This is a genomic window from Arthrobacter sp. TJ-240, from assembly GCF_058269195.1.
Genome location: NZ_JBZCNG010000002.1, coordinates 226,834 through 248,982, shown reverse-complemented (window position 1 = coordinate 248,982; position 22,149 = coordinate 226,834). Strand labels below are relative to the sequence as shown.

20 protein-coding genes are annotated in these 22,149 nt (G+C 70.3%); 5 read left to right on the top strand and 15 right to left on the bottom strand.

What is annotated here, in order from left to right; translation table 11 throughout:
- Positions 1–66: 66 nt before the first annotated feature.
- On the top strand, positions 67–723 hold the full coding sequence (locus AC4D2C_RS05825; protein ID WP_490913341.1) for a peptide deformylase: 657 nt from the start codon (positions 67–69) through the stop codon (positions 721–723).
- 25 nt (positions 724–748) lie between these two features.
- Here AC4D2C_RS05825 and AC4D2C_RS05820 read toward each other — a convergent pair whose 3' ends face one another.
- Positions 749–2,791: a S9 family peptidase gene (locus tag AC4D2C_RS05820; RefSeq protein WP_490913339.1), complete on the bottom strand. Its 2,043-nt coding sequence runs from the start codon at positions 2,789–2,791 to the stop codon at positions 749–751.
- A gap of 69 nt (positions 2,792–2,860) precedes the next feature.
- On the opposite strand from AC4D2C_RS05820, the gene AC4D2C_RS05815 reads away from it, so the two are divergent.
- The 4 genes from AC4D2C_RS05815 (at position 2,861) to AC4D2C_RS05800 (ending at position 5,983) form a co-directional block, all read left to right on the top strand.
- Positions 2,861–3,709, top strand: coding sequence for a putative RNA methyltransferase (locus AC4D2C_RS05815; RefSeq protein ID WP_490913337.1), 849 nt, complete (start codon positions 2,861–2,863; stop codon positions 3,707–3,709).
- A 162-nt stretch (positions 3,710–3,871) separates the two neighbouring features.
- A complete protein-coding gene (locus AC4D2C_RS05810; RefSeq protein WP_490913336.1) occupies positions 3,872–4,354 on the top strand; it encodes an NfeD family protein in 483 nt (160 codons plus the stop codon).
- Between the two features lie 71 nt (positions 4,355–4,425).
- Entirely contained in the window at positions 4,426–5,358 is a 933-nt protein-coding gene (locus AC4D2C_RS05805) for an SPFH domain-containing protein (protein ID WP_490913335.1), read from the top strand.
- Between the two features lie 277 nt (positions 5,359–5,635).
- Entirely contained in the window at positions 5,636–5,983 is a 348-nt protein-coding gene (locus tag AC4D2C_RS05800; RefSeq protein WP_490913333.1) for an RNA polymerase-binding protein RbpA, read from the top strand.
- A 145-nt stretch (positions 5,984–6,128) separates the two neighbouring features.
- On the opposite strand, the gene AC4D2C_RS05795 is transcribed toward AC4D2C_RS05800, so the two are convergent.
- From AC4D2C_RS05795 to dop, 14 genes are all read right to left on the bottom strand, one after another.
- Positions 6,129–6,854 carry a polyprenol monophosphomannose synthase gene (locus tag AC4D2C_RS05795; protein ID WP_490913331.1) on the bottom strand — a complete coding sequence of 242 codons (726 nt, stop codon included), beginning with the start codon at positions 6,852–6,854 and terminating at the stop codon, positions 6,129–6,131.
- Positions 6,855–7,328: 474 nt separating this feature from the next.
- A complete protein-coding gene (locus AC4D2C_RS05790; protein ID WP_490914015.1) occupies positions 7,329–8,966 on the bottom strand; it encodes an amidohydrolase in 1,638 nt (545 codons plus the stop codon).
- A gap of 46 nt (positions 8,967–9,012) precedes the next feature.
- A complete protein-coding gene (locus AC4D2C_RS05785; protein WP_490913330.1) occupies positions 9,013–11,835 on the bottom strand; it encodes a DEAD/DEAH box helicase in 2,823 nt (940 codons plus the stop codon).
- A gap of 158 nt (positions 11,836–11,993) precedes the next feature.
- Positions 11,994–12,779, bottom strand: a complete 786-nt coding sequence (gene tatC, locus AC4D2C_RS05780; RefSeq protein ID WP_490914013.1) for a twin-arginine translocase subunit TatC — start codon at positions 12,777–12,779, stop codon at positions 11,994–11,996.
- A 68-nt stretch (positions 12,780–12,847) separates the two neighbouring features.
- The gene (gene tatA / locus AC4D2C_RS05775) at positions 12,848–13,207 is read right to left on the bottom strand and encodes a Sec-independent protein translocase subunit TatA (protein WP_490913328.1); all 360 of its coding nucleotides are present in this window, start codon (positions 13,205–13,207) and stop codon (positions 12,848–12,850) included.
- A 36-nt stretch (positions 13,208–13,243) separates the two neighbouring features.
- Positions 13,244–13,594 (bottom strand): hypothetical protein, encoded by a 351-nt coding sequence (locus AC4D2C_RS05770; RefSeq protein ID WP_490913327.1) that lies wholly within the window; start codon positions 13,592–13,594, stop codon positions 13,244–13,246.
- 9 nt (positions 13,595–13,603) lie between these two features.
- A complete protein-coding gene (locus AC4D2C_RS05765; protein ID WP_490913326.1) occupies positions 13,604–15,592 on the bottom strand; it encodes a helix-turn-helix transcriptional regulator in 1,989 nt (662 codons plus the stop codon).
- Positions 15,593–15,716: 124 nt separating this feature from the next.
- Positions 15,717–16,112: an FKBP-type peptidyl-prolyl cis-trans isomerase gene (locus tag AC4D2C_RS05760; protein ID WP_490905989.1), complete on the bottom strand. Its 396-nt coding sequence runs from the start codon at positions 16,110–16,112 to the stop codon at positions 15,717–15,719.
- 68 nt (positions 16,113–16,180) lie between these two features.
- On the bottom strand, positions 16,181–17,143 hold the full coding sequence (locus AC4D2C_RS05755; protein ID WP_490913324.1) for an FKBP-type peptidyl-prolyl cis-trans isomerase: 963 nt from the start codon (positions 17,141–17,143) through the stop codon (positions 16,181–16,183).
- A gap of 198 nt (positions 17,144–17,341) precedes the next feature.
- Positions 17,342–18,703, bottom strand: coding sequence for a Pup--protein ligase (gene pafA / locus AC4D2C_RS05750; RefSeq protein WP_490913323.1), 1,362 nt, complete (start codon positions 18,701–18,703; stop codon positions 17,342–17,344).
- Complete coding sequence (gene prcA / locus AC4D2C_RS05745; protein WP_490913321.1) at positions 18,703–19,446, bottom strand: proteasome subunit alpha; 744 nt, start codon at positions 19,444–19,446, stop codon at positions 18,703–18,705. The genes pafA and prcA overlap by 1 nt, the downstream gene beginning before the upstream one ends.
- Positions 19,447–19,449: 3 nt before the next feature.
- Positions 19,450–20,277 carry a proteasome subunit beta gene (prcB, locus tag AC4D2C_RS05740; RefSeq protein ID WP_490913319.1) on the bottom strand — a complete coding sequence of 276 codons (828 nt, stop codon included), beginning with the start codon at positions 20,275–20,277 and terminating at the stop codon, positions 19,450–19,452.
- 3 nt (positions 20,278–20,280) lie between these two features.
- A complete protein-coding gene (locus tag AC4D2C_RS05735; RefSeq protein ID WP_490913318.1) occupies positions 20,281–20,484 on the bottom strand; it encodes a ubiquitin-like protein Pup in 204 nt (67 codons plus the stop codon).
- Between the two features lie 45 nt (positions 20,485–20,529).
- Complete coding sequence (dop, locus tag AC4D2C_RS05730) at positions 20,530–22,095, bottom strand: depupylase/deamidase Dop (RefSeq protein ID WP_490914012.1); 1,566 nt, start codon at positions 22,093–22,095, stop codon at positions 20,530–20,532.
- Positions 22,096–22,149: the final 54 nt, after the last annotated feature.

The following is a 22,149-nucleotide window of genomic DNA, read 5'->3' as shown; positions in this document are numbered from 1 at the left end:
CGTCGCCCGGCAGGCGGCAATGGGGCGCGCACCCGTTCCTGTCCGCGATTGTGCTTTGCTGGAGGGATGACTGCAGCTGCTCCAGCCGACGATGTCCCCGCGATGCTCCCACCCGGGGCCCTCGTGGAGCGGGTCGAGGCCGTGCTGGCCCAGGACCTGCCCGCGATCGTCCGCGCGGGGCACCCGGTTCTGCGTCGACCGGCCCAGGACTTCGACGGCCAGCTCGACGACGGGACGCTGGGTCGACTGATCTCCACGATGCGGCGCGTGATGCAGGAGGCGCCGGGTGTGGGCCTCGCCGCACCGCAGATCGGCATCCCGCTGAGGATCGCCGTGCTCGAGGACCGCGGTGTCCAGGACCCGAGCGTCGCCGAGGCGCGCGGCCGCACTCCCCTGCCGTTCACCGTGCTCATCAACCCCCGCTACGAGGCCGCGGACGTTGCCCTGGCGGCGTTCTACGAGGGCTGCCTCTCCGTGCCCGGCTACCAGGCCGTCGTCGAGCGCCACGCCCGCATCACGGCCACCTTCACGCAGCCCGGCGGCATCACCGTCACCACCGGGTTCGAGGGCTGGCCCGCCCGGATCGTGCAGCACGAGACCGACCACCTGAACGGGCAGCTGTACCTGGACCGCGCCGTCCTGCGGTCCCTCACGGCCGACTCCGAGCACCACCGATGGGCGCAACCGACCGTCGACGCCGCACGGCAGGGTCTCGGCTTCTGACCCCGCCGCGCGGCGACCGGATCCGCTACTGCGCGGGAGAGTGCGCGGGATTCGCTTCCGTGGGCAGATAACGTGCCCACCACCGCAGGACGTGCTCGAAGCGCTGCCTGCGGTGCCACGGTGACCCCGATCTCGACAGTTCGTGGGTCTCGCCCGGGAACACGAGCAGCTCCGTCTCGACCCCCTGCTTCTTCAGGGCCGTGTAGTACCGCTGGGCCTGCTCGATGGGGCACCGCAGGTCCTCCTCCGAGTGGATGACGAACGCAGGCGTCCGCACCTGCCCGATCTTCGCGAACGGGTTCTGCTCCGCCACCCTCGCCGGGTCCGTCCCGGTGTACTGCTCGGAGAAGAACCACCCGATGTCCGAGGAGCCCACGAACGACGGCGGGTCCAGGTAGCCGCGCTCGACGATCGCGGCCTCGAAGCGGTGGTCGTGGGCGATCGTCCACGCCGTCAGGTAGCCACCGTAGGAGCCGCCCATGACCCCGAGCCGCTCGTCGTCCATGACGTCGTACTCGGCGAGCGCGCCGTCGAGGAAGGCGAGGACGTCGTCGAGGTCCACCGTACCCATCGCCTCCTTGATGACGCGGCCGTGTGCCTGCCCGTAGCCGGCGGCGCCGCGTGGGTTGCACAGCAGCACCGCGTAGCCCGCGGCGGCGTAAACCTGGGCCTCGTCGAAGTAGCCCCACCCGTACTGGGCGAAGGGCCCGCCATGGATGACGAGCAGCACCGGGTGCGGACCCTCTCCCTCGGGCAGGACGACCCACCCGTGCACGGGCGTCCCGTCGGGCGCAGGGTAGGTGCGCTCCTGCGGCTCCGCCACGCGTGTGTCGTCGCGGAGGGCGGCCGAGAAGTCCGAGACTGGACGCAGCTCGCCGCTTTCGACGACCGCGGCGTCGCCGGAGGTGGTCGGGTCGGTGTAGGACACGACGACGCCGCCCCCGGCTGCCGAGGCTCCCGTCACCACGGTGGGCCCGGTGACGAGGGTCTCGATCTCCCCTGCGGCCGAGACGCGGAGGAGTTCACCCATGCCGCGCGAGCGGTTGACGACGAGCACGGAGGCGGGCCCGTCCGCGACGATCTCCTGGACATCGCCGACGTCCACGGTCTCGGGGTCGGTGAGTCGCCGCACGTCCTGCGGGTCCCCGATCGGCAGGACGTGGAGGGCCGTGTTGCGGGCCACGAAGTCCAGGCCCGAGGGCGAGAGGTCCGATGCCAGGAAGAACAGCCACGCGCCGTCGGTGCTCGGCCGAGGTGCGCTGCACCCGAGGCGCGTGTCGCCGCCGAGGTTCGTCAGCGTGCGGTGGTCGCCGCCGTCGAGCGCGATCGAATGGAGGTCGGACACGAGGGTGGAGTCCGCGTCCTGCGCGAGCGCGGCCGTGAAGAGGATGCGCTGCCCGTCGGGGGAGAACACCGGCTCGAGGTGGTCGGCGTCCGCCGTCGTCAGTTGTGTCGCGGGTGGCACCGCTCCCTGCTCCTCGAGCGCGCCCGGGCCGTCCGCGTGCTCCTGCTTCATCCGGCCGACGGCGGCGATGTACGGCTCCGCGTCGAGGCTGGGCACCGGGACGCTGAACAGGTGGGAGCGCTTGTCCGTCGTGTAGCCGAGGCCGTTCATCCGGTACTTGTACCCGGTGATCAGGCGCGGATCCTCCAGTGCGCTGCCCACGCCGTCGACGGTGCCGTAGCGCCCGTGCTCGGGTACGCGTGCCGCGAAGACGATCGTCGCCGCGTCCGGGGAGATGTCGAAGTGCGCGACGCCGAGGGGCTGGTCGGTGAGCTGCATGGGTTCGCCGCCCGGGGCGCGCACGGCGAACAGCTGCGGCTTGCCGCCCGGCGCCGTCCGGAGGAAGACGAGCAGCGCGCCGTCGCGCGAGTACCGGGGCGCCGTGTCGCGGAAGCCGCGAGTCAATCGGCGTCGCTCGCCGTCGAGCGTGATCTCCCACAGCTGGCCCACATAGCTGTCGGCGCGGAGGTCGGGCCGGGTCGCGGCGACCACCAGGCGGGAGCCGTCCGGATGGAGCGTCGGTGTGCCGGTGGTGGTCAGGAGTTCGATCTGGTCTGGTTTCACCCTCCCGATCAGACCCGAAATAGTGGCCTGAGTCAACGGTGCAGGGCGTCCTCTCCCTAGGATGGGACGGTGTCCGCCCTCCCCCATCACCTCCTCGTCTGCCCCGTCTGCTCCTCCGCGCTCGAGGAGGGGGACCGGTCGCTGGCGTGTGCGCTCGGGCACCGCTTCGACGCCGCCCGCCAGGGCTACATCAACCTGCTCACCGGCAAGGGGTCGCCCTTCGAGAGCGACACGGCCGAGATGGTCAACGCGCGGGAGCAGTTCCTCGGTTCGGGCGCCTACGCCCCGCTGCGCCGGGCGGTGGTCCGGTCCATCCTCGGCCATACGGCGGACCCCGCAGTGGCCCTGGACGCCGGCGCGGGCACGGGCTACTACCTGGAAGGGCTCGTCGCCGAGACGCCCGCGTGCTATCCCGTGGCGCTCGACCTCTCGAAGATCGCCCTGCGGCGTGCCGCCCGCAGGCTGCCCGGTGGGATCAGCCTGGTCTGGGACATCTGGCGGCGGCTCCCGCTCGCCGACGGGTCGGTCGACGTGCTCCTGAACGTGTTCGCGCCGCGCAACCCCGGCGAGTTCGTGCGCGTCCTCGCGCCGGGCGGGTGCCTCGTCGTCGTCACTCCGCGGCCCGGACACCTCGCCGGGCTGGAGGCGGTGGGTCCGCTGCTGTCCGTGCCGGCGCACAAGGCCGACGACGTCCTCGCATCCTTCGAGGGAGCGCTGGTGGAGACCGGGCGGGAGGATCTGGACTACTCCCTGTCCCTTTCGCGGGACCTCGCCTGCTCCGCCCTGGTCATGGGACCCGCGGCGCGGCACGCACGGGTGGCGGAGGTGGCGGAGGTGGCGGAGGTGGCGGAGGTGGCCGGCGCTGCCCCGCTGGAGGTCGCGGCACGCTTCACCGTCCAGGTCCTGACCCGCCCCTGACCACCGTCAGGCAAGGAGCCGCCAGGTTCGGGGCCGGGCGCGGACGGCACGGAAGGGTAACAACTCGCGGGTATGCGGCCCGGCACCTAGGTATTGTCGGACCCCTTTGCCAGAATGGGAACGACGGCCGCTTCCTGCGGCACGCAGACGAGGGGATGCCCGATGGAGTGGTTGCTTGACAACGGCTGGATCCTGTGGCTGGTCCTGTTCCTGGGGCTCGCGGCAGTGGAGACCCTGACCCTGGACCTGCTCTTCCTGATGCTCTCGGTCGGCGCCCTGGCGGCACTGGTCGCCACGTTCGTCGGAGCGGGGCTGGTGCTGCAGGTCGTCGTGTTCGCCGTCGTCTCGCTGCTCATGATCCTGCTCGTCCGGCCGGTGGCAGTGCGGCACCTGCGCAAGGGTCCACGGGACCAGCTCGACAACATCGACCGCCTCGTCGGCGCGTCGGCCCTCGCCCTGGAGCCGGTCACGGCCCACTCCGGAACCGTGAAGATCGGCGGTGACACCTGGACGGCGCGCTCGTCGGACGGCGCCGCGCTGCCCGCCGGCACCCGCCTGTCCGTCGCGAGGATCGACGGTGCCACCGCCGTCGTCGAGCCCGCCGGGCCCGACACCGACCGCATCGCGCCGATTGCCGGCGACTAGCGCCGACCGTCCCGCTTCCCGCTCCCCGACCGACCCCGGCCGGAGAGCAACCACCACAATAAAGGGGATTCATGAACGGCTCCGCCGGAACGATCGGACTCGCAGTAGTCCTGATCGCCCTCATCATCTTCGTCCTCGTCATCCTCGTGAAGTCCGTGCGGATCATCCCGCAGGCCCGCGCGGGAGTCGTCGAGCGGCTCGGCAAGTACCAGCGGACCCTGAACCCGGGGCTGACGATCCTGATCCCGTTCGTCGACCGGCTGCTGCCGCTCCTCGACCTCCGCGAGCAGGTTGTCTCCTTCCCGCCCCAGCCCGTCATCACCGAGGACAACCTCGTGGTGTCCATCGACACCGTGGTCTACTTCCAGGTCACCGACCCCCGGGCGGCGACCTACGAGATCGCCAACTACATCCAGGCCGTCGAACAGCTGACCACGACAACCCTCCGTAACGTGGTGGGCGGGCTGAACCTCGAGGAGGCGCTCACCTCCCGTGACCAGATCAACGGACAGCTCCGCGGAGTGCTCGACGATGCCACGGGCCGCTGGGGTATCCGGGTAGGTCGCGTGGAGCTCAAGGCGATCGATCCGCCCCACTCCATCCAGGATTCGATGGAGAAGCAGATGCGTGCCGAGCGTGATCGCCGAGCCGCGATCCTGACGGCGGAAGGAACCAAGCAGTCGCAGATCCTCACGGCGGAGGGCCAGCGCCAGGCCGCCATCCTTGCTGCAGAGGGTGACGCGAAGGCTGCGATCCTGCGTGCAGATGGTGAGGCGCAGGCCATCCACAAGGTGTTCGACGCGATCCACAAGGGCAACCCGACGCAGAAGCTGCTCGCCTACCAGTACCTGCAGACCCTGCCCAAACTCGCCGACGGCTCGGCGAACAAGCTCTGGATCATCCCGAGCGAGGTCGGCGAGGCGCTGAAGGGCATCGGCAACGTCCTCGGCACCACCACGCCGGATTCGCCGTCGGACGGGCCGGAGATGGTGTCGCGGTCCTGAGCCGCGCCTGCCGGACAATGATGGGCCGCCACCGCTCCGGTGGCGGCCCATCGCCGTCCGCGGCCCCTCGCGGAGCCCAGTGGGCGGCCCTGTATACTTAGGTGTTTACCCCTCCGCCCGCGGGAACATCCCTGCGGCGGACGGTGTTATACCGACAGCTTCCCTTCCGTCCCTTCGGCGGGAGAGGCACCGGGCGTATCGGCGGCACGGCCCGCCCAGACCTCCGGTGAACACCAGCGGCAACGGCCCCACGGGCCATGGGAATGAGGAGATCATCATGAGCGATCGCAGCCTGCGCGGCATGCGCCTCGGAGCGCAGTCGATGGAGACGGAATCCGGCGTCGAGCCCGCTCCCCGGCAGCGGGTCGAGTATCGGTGCGAGGACGGCGAGCGGGTCTTCGTGACCTTCTCCTCCGAAGCGGAGATCCCGGCGACCTGGGTCTCCAAGACCGGCAAGGAAGCTCTCCTCGTCGACGGGGAGAAGCCCGACACCTCGAACGACAAGCCCATCCGCACCCACTGGGACATGCTGCTCGAGCGCCGCTCCGTCGAGGAACTGGAGCAGATCCTCCAGGACCGCCTGACGATCCTGCGCGAGCGTCGCGGGGAGCGCCGCTCCGCCTGACCTCCAGGCGCATCACGGATACGACGAAGGCACCCGCCGTCCGGCGGGTGCCTTCGTCGTTGGTGTGGTGCCGGTGTGGTGCCGGGGTGGTGCCGCTGCCGGCTGACGTGGTCTGTCGGCGTCTGCCGGTGTCTGCCGGTGTCTGCTAGGCGCGGCCGGTGAGCTTCTTCCAGCGGGCGCCCAGGCCCCAGCGTGTGACATTCGCGATCGCCTCGAGCACGATGTTCCCGCTCATCTTCGAGTCCCCGAGCTCGCGCTCCACGAACGTAATCGGCACCTCCACGATGGTCAGGCCCAGCCGGGCGACCCGGAAGGTCATATCCACCTGGAAGCCGTAGCCCACCGACTCGACCGCGGACAGATCCAGGGCCTCAAGGGTGGAGCGCCGGAACGCCCGGAACCCGGCGGTGATATCACGGACCGGCAGACCCAGCATCAGCCGCGAATAGGTGCTGCCCGCGCGCGAGAGGAGCTTGCGGTGCGCCGGCCAGTTCACCACGCTGCCGCCGCTCACCCAACGGCTGCCGATCACCAGATCCGCCCGGTCCACGGCATCCAGCAGGCCCTGCAACTGTTCGGGCCTGTGCGAGCCGTCCGCGTCCATCTCCACCAGGACGTCGTAATCGCGCTCCAACGCCCACCGGAACCCCGCGATGTACGCCGCGCCCAGACCCTCCTTGCCGGTGCGGTGCAGCACGTGCACCTGCGCGTCGGCGGCCGCGGCACGGTCGGCGAGATCACCGGTACCGTCGGGGCTGTTGTCATCGACGATCAGGACATCCGAGGCCGGCACGGCCGCTCGCAGCCGGGCCAGGGTCCGCGGCAGGGACTCGACCTCGTTGTAGGTGGGAATGATCGTGACGACTCGCACGCAGCTAGGGCCTTTCCATCAGAGGGTGCGCAACGCGCAGGGACCGCCCCGCACACACCGGAGCCAGTGTCCAAGCATAGGCGACCGACCCCGCGCTCCACGGCAGGCCCACGCCGGCCACAACCGCGGACGGGCGGCGGACGGGCGACGGACGGGCGGGCAGATCCACGCACCTTCGTACCGGCGTCGGCACGGATGGCGGCGCCGTTTTCTAACGACACGTGGACCTGCCCTTGAGTGCCAGCTCCGCCTAGATGGGCAACACGCGCCATTCAGAAGGCCGATGCATTGCGCTCAGGAGACCAGCCAGGTGCCCTCCCGGGGGAGGGCATCCAACCCGTAACGCAAAAGCTTACGTGCTGTGGAGTGAGAGTCAACGGCCGTCTGACCTGCGACGACGTCTTCCGTCGCAGGTCAGGACGGCGTGGGAAGACGTCTGGGCTGTCCTCCGATGACCGCATCCCGCGTCCGGCGCTAGGCCGTGACGAAGCCCTCGGCGGCGTAGAGGCGCCGCCCGTCGTGGACGGTCTCGAGGCAGAGCGGGGCGTTCTCGGTGTCCAGGGCGGGCAGCAGCGGTGTTCCGGCGCGCGGATCGGTGCTCCAGGACTGCACCCGGTTGTCCGGGGTCTGCACCATCAGCTCGTCGACCTTCCACACAGCGTAGGACGCAGGGGTCCCGGGCGCGAGCTGGCCCATCATGGGGCTGCGGCCGGAAAGGCGCCAGCTCGCCCGCGTGTGGGCGATGAACGCGGCCCGGGCGGAGATGTTCTCCACCGGGTTGCTGTGCTGCAGGCACGCGCGGACGGACGCCCAGGGGTCGAGGGGGGTCACGGGGCTGTCGGAGCCCAGCGCCACGAGGACGCCCGCGGAGAGCAGGGAGGCGAAGCGGTTCATGCCGGCGCTGCGCTCCCCCAGTCGCTGCCCGTAGAGGCCGTCCTCGACCCCCCACAGGGCGTCGAACGCCGGTTGCCCGCTCACGGCGACGCCGTAGTGCACCAGCGCCGCGATGGCGGCGTCGTCGGCGAGCTCCACGTGTTCCAGCCGGTGCCGCGCCCGGCGGACCTCCTCCACGCCGAGCTCACGGGCCGCCACGTCGAGGCCCTGCAGGACGACGTCGAGCCCGGCATCCCCGATCACGTGGAATCCGGCCTGGACGGTCTCGGCGGTGGTGGCGAGCAGATGTGCTCCGACCGCGTCCGCGTCGAGATAGAGCGTGCCCCGGTTGCCGGGATCGTCGCTGTAGGGCTCACGGAGGGCGGCGGTGCGAGAGCCGATGGAACCGTCCACGTTGAGGTCACCGGCGAGGCCCGCGAGGCGGCCCCCGAAGCCCTGCATGAGCTCGCGCACCTCGTCACGCGAGGATGTCAGCTGAGCCCAGTACGGGATGACCTCGGGCAGGGGGACGTCGTGGCCGGGACCGTCGAGGGACAGCAGCGTCTCGAGGTCCTCGCGCGGGGCGATGTGCGGCGCGGCCATCTCCGTGACGGCCACGTATCCGCGGCTCGCGGCGTGGAGCAGCGCGGCGCGCTGGTAGGTGCCGCGCTGCTCCGGCGTGAGACTGCGTGTGGCCTGCCGTGACGCCTCGTGGGCCGCACGGACCACGAACCCGTCGTCCCAGCCATCGAGGGCCGCGAGGCCGAGCGCTGCGGCGAGCGTGCCGGATACCACGGCGGAGTGGATGTCGGCCCGCACGAGGTACACGAGGGCGCCACCGCCGGCACGGTCCAGCTCCGCGGCCGTGGGGACGCGCTTCTCCGGCCACTGCGACTCGTCCCAGCCGAAACCGAGGACGGTCGCGGACCCGGTGGCGGCCGCGGTGGCCACGGCGTCGAGCAGTCCCTCGAGCGATCGGCATCCTGTCAGGTCGATCGACCCGAGGGCGATGCCCGTCTCGGTGGTGTGCGTGTGCGCGTCCACGAAGCCGGGCGTGACGAGCGCGCCGTCGAGGTCGACGCTGCGCACGTCGGGCCCCTCGAGGTTCGTTGCGGCGTGTTCGGTGCCCACCCAGGCGATCGTGCCGCCATCGACGAGCATGGCGGTGGCGAAAGGATCGGCGGGGCTGTAGACGGAGCCGTTGCGGTAGAGGACGGGTGCGGGGCGGGGGCTGGGCATGGGGGCGCTGGGCGGCTTTCTGTGGTCGGCGGGTCCGGGGCGGGGACTACTCACTGATGTTCGAGTATGCCACCACGCCGCGGCGCACCAGGCTGATGGCCCGCACGCAGGTCTGCTGCAGGTTGCCCGGTAGGTCCGGCACCTTCGCCATCTGATCGAGGAGGTCGATGACCTGCTTGGACCAGCGCACGAAGTCGCCGGCCGCGAGTTCGGTGCCGCTCAGGGCGGCCTGCAGGGACCGGCCCTGCGCCCACTTGAACATCGGCCAGACGAGCGACAGCTCGGGCTCGCCGGTGACGGGGAGCCGGTGCTGCTCCTCGACGTCGTTGAGCTGGGACCACTGGCGGATGATCGTCTCGACGGAGCCCTCGAGCGAGACGCTCGGCATGACCGGCCGCACGCCCCGCTCCTCCCGCTTCGCCTGGTAGACCAGCACCGTGGTGAGGGCGGCGAGCTCGGCGGCGTCGAGGTCGCTGAACGCGCCCTGCTCGATGCACAGCGCGATCAGGAGGTCCTTCTCACCGTAGATGCGGCGAAGCTTCTGGCCCGATGCGCTGACGGACACCCCGTCATCGGTGTACTCCAGGTACCCGTAGTGGCCGAGGACCTCCGAGACGCGGTCGAAGGTCTTGGCGATCGTGTTCGTGCGCCCGCGGATCTGGCCCGCGAGGTTGTCGGTCTCCCGGCGCAGCTTCCACCACCGCTCGGCCCAGCGGGCGTGCTGCTCCCGCTCGCTGCACCCGTGGCAGGGGTGGGCGCGCAGGCGCCGACGGAGGTCCGTGATGGCGCGCTCCTCGGCGGCTGCGGACGCGGAGTGGCCGGCCGAGACCCGGTCGGCGCCCCGGCGTGGCGGTCGCTTCTCCTCGAGCGCGTTGCGCAGGGAAGAGCTCAGGTCGCGGCGGTCCTTGGGGCTGCGCGCGCTGAAGTGCTTCGGGATGCGGACGCGTGAGAGGACCTCCACGGGCCCGTCGAGGTCCTGCACACCGACGCGTCGGATCTGCGTCTCGAGGGTGAGCACCGTGGGCCGCGGTTCCCGGGACGTATCGCTGTCCAGGACCACGGCGTAGCCCTGGCTCCGCCCGCCCGGGACGTCGATCACATCGCCCGGACGGAGGGCCTCCAGCGAGGTCTCGGCGGCGGAGCGAAGGGTCCGCGACCGGTCCCGCGACGCCCGCGACTCGAGGTCGGTCAGCTCGCGCCTGAGGTTCGCGTACTCGCGGAAGTCCCCGAGGTGGCAGGTCATTGACTTCTCGTAGCCCTTGAGCGATTCCTCCCGGCTGCGCACCTGCTTGGCGAGCCCGACGACGGACCGGTCGGCCTGGAACTGGGCGAAGGACGTCTCGAGGATCTCGCGTGAGCGCTCCTGCCCGAACTGCGCCATGAGGTTGATGCTCATGTTGTAGGTCGGCCGGAAGCTCGAGTTCAGCGGGTAGGTGCGCCGTGAGGCGAGCCCTGCGACGGCGCCGGGGTCTGTGCCCGGTTGCCACAGGACGACCGCGTGGCCTTCGACGTCGATGCCGCGGCGTCCGGCGCGGCCGGTGAGCTGCGTGTACTCCCCCGCCGTCACATCCACATGCGCCTCGCCGTTGAACTTGTCGAGCTTCTCGAGCACGACAGTCCGGGCGGGCATGTTCACGCCGAGCGCGAGTGTCTCGGTGGCGAACACGGCCTTCACAAGCCCTGCGGCGAACAGGCGCTCGACGATCTCCTTGAACGTGGGCAGCATCCCGGCGTGGTGCGCCGTGAAGCCGCGGATCAGGCCCTCGCGCCAGGTCCAGAACCCGAGGATCTCGAGGTCGTCGCGCGGGATGTCCAGCGTGGCCTGGTCGATCGTCTCGCTGATCTCGTCGCGTTCGTCCTCCGTGGTCAGCCAGAGCCCGGCGTGCAGGCACTGCGTCACGGCGGCCTCGCACCCGGCCCGGGAGAAGATGAACGTGATGGCGGGCAGCAGGTCCGCGCGGTCCAGGGCACTGATCACCTGGGGCCGGGTGGCGCGTCGTACCGCGCTCACCTGCGGGGGCCCGCCGCGGCCGGTGCGCTGCCGGCCGCGCCGCCCGCCGCCGCCCCAGTTCGCGCGCTGGTTCAGCCGGATCTCGTTGCTCGCCAGTTCCAGCAGCTCGGGGTTCACGTCGTACTGGTCCCGCGCTCCGCTCCCCGCCCCGGCGGGTGCCGCCTCGTCGAAGGCGACGTCGCCGGCGAAGAGGTCGATGAGGTTCTGCCCGACCATGACGTGCTGCCACAGCGGGACCGGGCGGTGCTCGGACACGACGACGTCCGTGTCCCCGCGGACGGTGTCGAGCCAGGCGCCGAACTCCTCCGCGTTGGACACCGTGGCGCTGAGGGAGACCAGCTTGACCTCGGTGGGCAGGTGGATGATCACTTCCTCCCACACCGCCCCGCGGAACCGATCGGCAAGGTAGTGCACCTCGTCCATCACCACGTAGCCGAGGTTGTCGAGGGCGTCCGAGTTCGCGTACAGCATGTTCCGCAGGACCTCGGTGGTCATCACGATCACGTCGGCGTCGCCGTTGATGCTCGTGTCGCCCGTGAGCAGCCCCACGCGGTCGGCACCGTGCACCGCCGCCAGTTCCGAGTACTTCTGGTTGCTGAGGGCCTTGATGGGCGTGGTGTAGAAGGCCTTCAGGCCCTGCTGCAGCGCCATGAAGACGGCGAACTCGCCCACCACGGTCTTGCCGGCGCCCGTCGGCGCCGCGACGAGCACTCCCCGGCCCGCCTCGAGGGCCGTGCACGCCTCCTGCTGGAACGGGTCGAGCTCGAAGCCGAGGGTCTGCGCGAACTGGAACAGCTGGGTCCGTGAGCGCTCTGTCCGGGCCTTTGCAGCGGCGTATCTCTCCGCGGGGGTGGTCATTCGTCCACCCTAGACGGTCGGCCCGGAGCGGGCACGCCGAGCCTGTCGACACCGTCCGGGCACCGGTGGTGCTTGCAGGAGGGGCCGGAGCGTGTCCTTCGGACGGGGCGGCTGGCCGTGGCGCTTCCGGGGGTCCGTCCGGCGCGGGGCCCGGCGGTTTACAGGGCGTCGAGGGGGGACGCGGTGTCGGCGGTGGCCTCGACGGAGGCTTCACGGGCGGCGTTGCGCCGGGCGCGGCGCTTGTCGTTGAGCAGGCACAGCCCGATGGCGACGAAGAACAGCAGCAGCAGCGGCACCGCGAGGTAGAACATGCTCAGCGCATCACCGCCCGGTGCGGCCATCGCGGCGAACAGGCAGACCAGGAACACGGTGATCCGCCACGCCTTGAGGATCTGCCTGCCGGATACCAGGCCCACCAGGTTCAGGCCCACCAGCACCACCGGCAGCAGGAACGCGATTCCGAACGCGAGCATGAGCCGCAGCACGAACGTGAAGTACACGGTGACGCTGATGTAGTTGGAGAAGTCCTCGGGGGTGAACTCGGTCAGCACGCGCACCGCGTTGGGCAGGATCAGCCAGGCCAGGTAGATGCCCGCCAGGAACAGCGGGACGGCGACGGCGATGAACGCCAGTGCGATCCGGCGCTCCTTGATCTTCAGCCCCGGGGTGATGAACGCCCACAGCTGGTACAGCCAGACGGGGCTGGAGAGGACCAGGCCGAGGAACACGGAGACCTGGATGAGCAGGTCGAACGGCGAGGCGGCGCTGTCGAAGTTCAGCGACGCCGTCCGGCCGTCCTGGGTGTTGATCGCGATGATCGGTGCGGCCAGGGCGCGCAGGACCGGCTCGTAGACGAAGAACCCGGCCACGGTTGCGAGGATGACCGCGATCGCGGACTTGAAGAGACGGTTGCGCGCCTCGCGCAGATGCTCCTTCAGGGCCATGCGCCCCTCGGGGTTGGCCTTCCTGCCGCGCGGGCGGACCTTGGCTGGTGACACCGGGGCCTCCCGGCCTACTGGTTGGTCGAGGGGGAACTGCCGTGCTGCGAGGGGCCGGCCGGGGTGTCATCAGCACGGCCGTCAGCGCGGCCGTCACCCTGGTGGGGTGCCTGCCCGGGCTGCCCCGGGTGCTGCACGGGCGTCTGGTAGGTGGGCGCGTACGTCTGCGGCGTCGGGTTGGTGACCACGCGGCCCTCGACGGGATCGGTCCCGGCGTCCGGGGTGTTGTTCTCGTCCTTCATCTGCTTCACCTCGGACTTGAAGATCCGCAGTGACTGTCCCACGCTGCGCGCCAGGCCCGGCAGCTTCGGCGCGCCGAACAGGACGATTGCAAGAACGATGATGATGACGATATGCCAGCCTTCGAGCCTCATGCCAATTCCTCTCGTTGATCCCCCCACCAGTTTAGGTCACAGGTGGGGCATGTCCTGCAGGAGCTGGGGCTGTCCGCGACGGGCCCGCTTGACGACACGCCTGCTGCGTCGGTCGTCGGCACGGCGCAGCCGGGCGAGCTCACGAGCGGCACGGATGTCCTCGGGCCGGGAGAACACGGCGGGCACGGGGATCCCGGGTACTCCCGATGAGCTCGCGGCGACGGCGTCGTCGGGCGGGACGTCCACCTGGAGGCGGTCCATCGCTTCCCCGAATTCACCGAGAGTTCGCATTCCACGACGGAACACGCGGAACCCGACGACGGCCAGGAAGATCGCACCGACCGCCACCAGTGCCACCCAGAGCACGATCCACATCCACCAGAGCATGGGTCCAGTCTAGGCCAGGGCCTGGTGCGCCCTGGCTGCCTCGAGCCAGCGGACGGTCTCCTCGCGCAGGTGGTCCGGTGCGACGACGGCGGCGGACCCGCCGAGTCCTGCCACCAGGCCGGGGATCCAGGCGCTCGACGCCACCTTCAGGCGCGCCGCGAGGCGGTCCTCGCCGAGTTCCTCGACGGCGTCCGCGTTGTACTGGGCGGCGATCCAGCGCGCGCGCGGCTCCAGCAGGAGCGTGACGGCCTGGTCCGTGTCGCCCGAACGGTAGGGCAGGACCGCGCGCCGGTCCCGGGCGAGGGACTCCTCGTCCACCAGAGCCGTGGCCGGTTGGTCCGTCAGCGCCGCGCTCTGGATGCGGTCCAGGCGGAAGTTGCGCAGCCCGTCCGAGTCCACGCTCCACGCCTCGAGGTACCAGGTGTCCTGGTGCAGGAAGATCCGGATGGGCTCGAGGAGGCGGTGCGTGATCTCGTCGCGCGTGGGCACGAAGTAGTCGACCTCCACCCGGACCCGGGAGTGCAGGGCGGCCTGCAGCACCTCGAGTGTGGGGTCGATGTCGTCTTCCGTCAGCTTCGTCGCCACCGCGGTGCCGATGCGGGCGGCGTCGCCCGCGGCGGCGGTGAGCTTCGTCTGGGCGCTGACGATCGCCTCGTTGTTCCGCATGCCGGGCAGCTCGCGCAGTGCCTGGAGCCCGACGATCAGGGAGCAGGCCTCGTCCATGCTCAGCTTCACGGGCTCCGCCAGGTCGCGTGCGTTGGTGAGGTAGATCCGGCCGTCCTCGATGTTCACGTCCATCAGGCCGTCGGGGTAATGGCGCGGCCCGCTGACGAACAGCAGGTCGAGGTCCTTGGTCAGCTGGCTCTCGCTGACGTCGAACTTCCGTGCCGTCTCGCCCACCTCCGCGCCCGGGTGAGCCAGGAGGTAGGGCACGAGGTCCAGCAGGCGGAGCAGATGGTCCTGGGCGGAGGATTTCCGCCGCGGCGCCGGCCGCACGCCCTCAGTGATCTCGAGGCCGTGCGGTGCGGCGACGGCGGCCTCGTAGGCGCCGTCGAGCAGCCGTCCGACCTCCACGGCGAGCTCCTGGGGCTCGCGCACCCTCGCGTTGGTGCCCAGCCCCGCGACCGTGGCCGCCATGGGGCTGGCCGCCGCGTACGGTACCCGCAGGACGTCCCACTCCTCCCCCGTCTGCAGGACCTCCGTGTCCTTCCGGACCCGGAGCACCTGGCAGGAACCGGGCCGCACGGCGATGACGGCCGTGCGGTCGGGTTCGCGGCGCGAGAGCGAGGAGAGCGTCTGGTTCATGTCGAAGGACGCCGGGACGTCGAACGTCCCCGGCAGGATCACCGGCTCGCCGGTCATGCGGGAGAGGCGGAAGAAGCGTTCGGCGTCGCGTGTGGTGTCGAAGCCGACCAGGTACCAGTGGCCGAAGCGCGCACCCATCCCCCACGGGTGGACGGTGCGGACCTCCTCGCGCCCGGTGCTGGCCGCGCGGTACGGGAAGCGGAGGGGCGCCCGGGAGGTGAGAGCCTGCCACACGACGTCCCAGTAGGGTGCGTCGGTGGTGATGCGCGGCTGGATGAGGGGCGTGAGTTCGATCCCGCCGTCGGTGCTGCGGGAGCTGAGCTTGCGCAGGGCGCGGGATGCCGCGGAGTCGAGGGAGCCCTGGTCCCACACGCCGGCGGCGAGGTTGAGGACGGCGTATTCCTCGGGCTGGAAGGTGACCCCGCCGAGGCGGTAGTCCTCGGCGTCGATCCGGTAGCGCTGCACCGTGTTGTCGTTGTCGAACAGGGCGTCCTCGCTGAAGGACTCGAGCGGGATCCCCTGCTCGCGGAGGGCTGCCTTGTCCCGGTCGAAGAGCTTCTCCCGTGCTGCCACGGACGTCGCCTCGCGGTACAGGTCGATCTCCTCGAACAGTTCATCCTTCGTGAACCCGCGGCGGCTCGACAGCAGCATGATCACGAGGGTGAGGAGGCGTTCGGTACGTTTTGCGGACACGGTGAAACCCTACCTTTCCTCGGAGCGGCAGGAGGGACGCACGCCAACCGGGGCTGACCTGCGTCCCTCCTGGACGATGCTGCTGGGCGAGCGGGCTGGAGCAGACGCTCCGGCCCGCGTGGTGCTAGCGGACGGCGAGCAGGTCCACCACGAAGATCAGCGCCTCGTTGGGGCCGATCGCCGAACCCGCACCGCTCGGTCCGTAGGCGAGGTGCGACGGGATCTCCAGGCGGCGGCGTCCGCCGACCTTCATGCCGAGCAGGCCCTGGTCCCAGCCCTGGATGACCTGGCCCACGCCGACGCGGAAGTCGAGCGGCGCCCCACGGTTCCAGGACGCGTCGAACTCCTCGCCCGTCGAGAACGCCACGCCCACGTAGTGCGTGGACACGGTGTTCCCGGGCTTGGCCTCGTCGCCGGTTCCCTCGATGATGTCCTCGATGACGAGGTCGGTGGGGGCGTCGTGGGCGGGGAAGTCGATCTCCGGCTTCTGCCGGTCGAAGCTGCGCTGTCCGAAGGACATGGTTTTCCTCTCGTGGAAAGGGCGTTGGAAGGGTGCCGGGTCATCCGGCGGCAGGGGTGTTCCCGGTACTACTGGGCGGCGTCCTTGCTGACGATCTCGACGTAGAACACGAGCGTGCCGGACGGCTGGCCCTGGGCGGCGTTGGGGTAGGCCCACGGCTCGGGGATGACCAGCATCACCTTGGAGCCGACCTTCTGGCCTGCGAGTCCCTTGGTCCAGCCGGTGATGACGCCGTTCAGGGGGAAGCTGGCCGGCTCGCCGCGGTCGAAGCTCGAGTCGAACTTCTCGCCGTCGGCGTAGGTCCAGCCGGTGTAGTTCGCGGTGATGGTGTCGCTCTCGGCGAGCACCTCGCCGTCGCCCTCCTCGAGCACCTTCACGACGAGGTCGTCGGAGGGGTCGTTCTCGGGGATGGTGACCTCGGGGGCGCCTTTCTCATCGAACGTGAAGGTCGGCAGCTGCCCCTCGTCGTCGAGCTTCTTGACGTCCTCGGGGGACATCACCTCGGGCTCCGGTGGGGGCTGCTCGGCGGAGATGACCTTCAGGACGAGGATCTGCTTCGGGCTCTCGGCCGCTCCTGCGCCCTGTTCCGGGGCGGGCGCCGCGAAGGCGACCTGGGACCCGACCCTCGTGCCGATGAGGACCTCGAACAGTTCGGGGAACTCACCCTTGAAGGTGTCGTCCAGGGGCAGGACCTGCGGCTCGCCCTGGCTGTACGTCTCACCGAGCACCGAGCCGTCCTCGGCGTTGAGTGCCACGAGCTGCACGCGGATCTGCTCGCCCTCCTGGATCTCGTCGCCGTCGCCCTCCTGGACCGTCTTGGCCGCAGCGGCGCTGGTGTCCAGCGGCTCGTCGAACTCGACGGTGGGCGCCTCCTCGTCGGAGCCTCCGCTGACCTCGACGGTGTCGAAGATCTCGGCGGCTCCCGCGGACTTCCCCGACGCGTCTCCCTCGAAGGAGTCCGTCGTGGGGCCGCCGCACGCCGTCAGCAGCAGCAACAGCAGCGGAAGAAGGATTGCTAGTACTTTTCGCACAGAACCACTTTCAGGTTGGTGTCCAGGTCGGGCTGCCCGCGAAACAAAGGGCCCTGACAAGCCTAACGGCTCGGGCCGCACGGTTTCTCCTGCGCCTGCGCCGTTGACGGGCGGGCCCGTGCCCGCGGCGACCGGGAAACACGGGGTAGCACCGGATGACACGGCGTCCTGCCGCGCCACGGTCAGGTCCGAGCTGTGTCAGAGCTGCTGGAGCAGGGCCTCGACGCGTTCGTCGACCGAGGTGAAGGGGTCCTTGCAGAGGATGGTCTGCTGGGCGCGGTCGTTGAGCTTGAGGTGCACCCAATCGACGGTGTAGTCGCGGTTCGCCTCCTTGGCCCGGCGGACGAACTCCCCGCGCAGCCGTGCGCGCGTGGTCTGCGGAGGCACGTCGACGGCCTCCTTCACCGCGGTGTCGTCGACGACGCGTGCAGCCTCCCCGCGGGCCTGAAGCAGGAAGAAGAGTCCGCGCGAACGGGAGATGTCGTGGTAGGTCAGGTCGAGCTGGGCCGCCCGGGCGGAATCGAGGTCGCCGCCGGAGCGGGCGAGGTAGCGGTCGATCAGCTTCTTCTTGATGGCCCAGTCCACCTCCGTGTCGATGCCCGAGGTGTCGCCGGTCTCGACGGCGTCGAGCACCCGCTCCCACAGGTCGAGGATCGCGGGCACGTGGTCGTTGTGCGCACCGTGCCGGCCGACGAACGCCGTCACACGCGCGAGGTACTCGCGCTGCATCTCGAGCGCCGTCATGTGCCGGCCGTTCGCGAGCTTGAGCACCTGCCGGCCCGTGAGGTCGTGCGAGATCTCGCGGATACTGCGGATGGGGTTCTCCAACCGGAAGTCCCGCATCACCTCGCCTGCCTCGACCATGCGCAGCAGCAGGTCGACAGAGCCGATCTTCAGCAGCATCGTGGTCTCGGACATGTTGGAGTCGCCTGCGATCACGTGCAGCCGGCGGTAGTGCTCGGCGTCGGCGTGCGGTTCGTCGCGCGTGTTGATGATGGGGCGGGACCGGGTGGTGGCCGACGAGATGCCCTCCCACAGATGGTCGGCGCGCTGCGAGAAGGCGTAGATGGAGCCGGTCTGCGTCTTCAGGACCTTGCCGGCCCCGACGAGGAGCTGCCGTGTCACGAGGAACGGGATGAGGATGTCGGCGAGCCGGGCGAACTCGAGCTTGCGCGGGATGAGGTAGTTCTCGTGGCTGCCGTAGGAGTTGCCCGCGGAATCGGTGTTGTTCTTGAAGAGGTAGATCTTGCCGTCGTAGCCCTCCTGGGCCAGCTTGCGCTGCGCCTCGGACACGAGGTCCTCGAGGATCAGCTCACCCGCGCGGTCGTGGGCGACGAGCTGGGCGAGGTCGTCGCATTCCGCGGTGGCGTACTCGGGGTGGGAGCCGACGTCGAGGTACAGGCGCGAGCCGTTCGTCAGGAACACGTTGGAGGAACGCCCCCAACTGACCACCTTGCGGAACAGGTACCGGGCCACCTCCTCCGGCGAGAGCGGGCGCGAGTTGGGGCCCGAGTAGGAGATACCGAACTCGGTCTCGACTCCGAAGATGCGCCGGTCCATCAGGTGTCCTGTCCGTGCTGCAAAAGGTTCTCGAGTTCGGGTCCGCCGATGCGGCGGAATGCGCGGCGGCTGCCGCGCAGGGTGTCGGGATCGCGTTCGAGGAAGGCGACTTCGAGGACCGACGAGTCGAGTGCGGCGCCGGGCCGGTCACCCTCTGCGGTCGTGCCGGCGGTCCCACCGTTCCGCAGGGCGCGCGCGGCGGCCCGGACGCCCTCGGGGAGGCCCAGTTCCGCGGACCAGGTGCCCTGCAGGGCGTCGACGACGACGTCGGCCGCGCCGCCCATGACCACGAACCCGGATTCGTCCGCGATCGAGCCGTCGAAGGTGAGCCGGTACAGGTGGTCGGCGTCCTGGTTGCGGCCCACCTCGGCGACCACGAGTTCGACCTCGAAGGGTTTGCTCTCCGCGGTGAAGACGGCGCCGAGGCTCTGCGCGTAGACGCTGGCGAGACCGCGGGCCGTCACGTCCTCCCGGGCGTAGGAGTAGCCGCGGACGTCGGCGTAGCGCACGCCGGCCTGCCGGAGGCTCTCGAACTCGTTGTACTTCCCCACGGCGGCGAACGCGATGCGGTCGTAGATCTCGCCCAGCTTGTGCAGCGAGGGCGAGGGGTTCTCCGCGACGAGGGCGATCCCGTCGCGGCAGCTCATGACCACGACCGACCGGCCGCGGCCGATGCCTTTCCGCGCGAAGTCCGCGCGGTCCTTCATGAGCTGTTCCGGGGAGACGTAGAACTGCTGTGTCATGGCCTAGGCCTCCCGGCCCGCGGCGGAGCGGGCGTCGATGATGGCGTGCGCCACGGCCTCGAGTTCGCGCTCGGGGACGCGCCGCGCGCCGGCCGCGTCCACCACGTAGACCACGGGCCACAGCGAACGCACGGCGTCGGGGCCTCCCGTCGCGGAGTCGTCGTCGGCCGCGTCATAGAGGGCTTCCACGGCCACGCGCACCGCAGACGCCTCGTCCAGGCGCGGGTTCCACAGCTTCTTGAGCGACCCGCGGGCGAACACGGATCCGGAGCCCACCGAGTGGTGCTCCTGCTCCTCGTACCGTCCGCCGGTCGCGTCGAAGGAGAACATCCGACCGACGTGGCGGTCGGCGTCGAACCCGGCGAAGAGCGGCACGACGGCGAGGCCCTGCATCGCCATGGGGAGGTTCTGCCGGACCATCGCCGCGAGGCGGTTGGCCTTGCCGTCGAGGCTCATCATCGTGGCCTCGATCTTCTCGTAGTGCTCGAGCTCCACCTGGAAGAGCCGGGTCAGGTCCAGCCCGATGCCGGCGCTCCCCGCGATCCCGAGCACCGAGGAGCGGTCAGCCGGGAAGACCTTCTCGATGTGGCGGCTCGCGATGACGTTGCCCATGGTGGCACGGCGGTCCCCCGCCATCAGGACGCCGCCGGGGAAGGTCAGGGAGACGATCGTCGTGGCGTGGGGGGCGAGGTGGCCTGCATCGGCGGAGGGGCTCACGGACCCGAGCGTGCGGTTGGACGGCAGCAGTCCGGGGTGGTGCACGTCGAGGTAGTCGGCGAAGGAGGTCGAGGCGGCCCGGGGAACCGCTGCTGCTGCATCGTCCGGGAGCATCCGCTACTGGCCGCCCTTCTGCACGAATCCACGGACGAACTCCTCGGCGTTGGACTCCAGCACGCCGTCGATCTCGTCGAGGAGGTCGTCCACGCCCTGCGTCTGCGCGGAGCCCTGGGCTTCCGGGGTGGCGGGGGTGGGATCAGGTGCCTCCTCCTCCGCCTCCGTTGCCGATCCGCTGGTGTTCCTGCGGTCCTGCGTCGCCATGATGGCTCCCCTCCCGTGTCCGTGATCCGTTGTGGGATCGCAATCCTATGGTGCCACGCGCCGATCAGGCCCGCTCAACAATCGGGCGAGGAAATCCTCGGCGTCCGCTGCTACTTCGAACAACTCCTCGGTCAGGGCCGCCGTTCCCCGGAGCGGCTCCCGTGTCTGGACGCGCTGCAGCCGCCGCTCCCCCGCGAGCTCGAAGATCAGCGAGTCCCAGCTCGCACCGACCACCTCCGCGGGGTACTCCGCGATGCAGCGGCCCCGGAAATACGCGCGGGTGTCCCTCGGCGGGTGCACGGCGGCCCGGGCCACCTCGGCGGGCGGCACGAGCAGGTCGACGTCGTTCCTGCGTGCGAGCCGCTGGTAGATACCCTTCTCGGGCCGCAGGTCGGCGTACTGCAGGTCGATCAGCGCCAGGCGGGGGTCCGTCCAGGCGAGCCCGTCGCGTGCGCGGTACGCCTCCAGCACCTTCAGCTTCGAGATCCAGTCCACCTGCCGGGCGGCGTCCGAGGGGTCGCGGCGCAGCGTCGCGAGGAGCGCCTGCCATCGGTCGACGACGTCACGCGTCTGCTCGTCGGCGTCCGCCGGAAGGGCTGCGAGCACGGCTTCGCAGTACAGGTCCTGCAGGTCCAGCCCCGTCACGCTGCGCCCGTCGGTGAGGCGCACCGTGGTGCGCAGCGAGGGGTCGTGGCTGATGGCGTGCAGCGCCCCGACCGGGTCCTCGAGCACGGGTACCGGCGCGACGCCCTGCTCGACGAGGGAGAGGACGAGGGCGGTGGTGCCCATCTTCAGGTAGTTGGACACCTCGTTGAGGTTCGCGTCGCCGATGATCACGTGCAGCCGCCGGTACTTCTCCGCGACCGCGTGTGGTTCGTCGCGGGTGTTGATGATGGGCCGCCGGACCGTGGTCTCGAGGCCGATCTCGTTCTCGAAGAAGTCGGCGCGCTGGCTGATCTGGAACCCCGGCTCCTGGTTCAGCGGTCCGAGGCCCACGCGTCCCGCACCGCAGATCACCTGGCGGGAGACGAAGAACGGGATCAGCGCCTCGGCAAGCTTGGAGAACGGGACCGTGCGGGGCACGAGGTAGTTCTCGTGGGATCCGTAGGAGACGCTCTTGTTGTCCGTGTTGTTCTTGTAGAGGATCACGGGTGAGAAGCCGGGCATCGCGCTGATCCGCTGCATGGCAGTGACGGCGACGTGATCGCCCGCCCGGTCCCAGAGGACGGCGTCGAGGGGATTGGTCACCTCGGGCGACGAGTACTCGGGGTGCGCGTGGTCGACGTAGAGCCGCGCCCCGTTGTTGAGGACGAGGTTCATGAGGACGGCGGTCTCGGTGGGTTCCCCGCGTTCGAGCGCGATCTGCTCGGCGCTGAGCTCGGGCGGTTCGTCGGTGAGCTGGCTCGGGTGTGCGCTCTCGCGGTCCATCCGGAAGCCCCGGGCGTCCGTCAGCGGCGTCTCGTCCGTGTAGTCCCACCGCGTGCCCGCGAGGTTGCCGAGTCCTTCGCGCAGGGTGGCTGCGTAGGCGTTGACCACCTGGGAGGACAGCAACGTCGGGTTCGCCGACGGCAGGGCCGGCGCGATGATGCCGTACTCCGTCTCCGTCCCCATGACGCGGTGCACGGAGATCCCCTCACCGACGGCGGGCAGCGCGGCCCCCGAAGC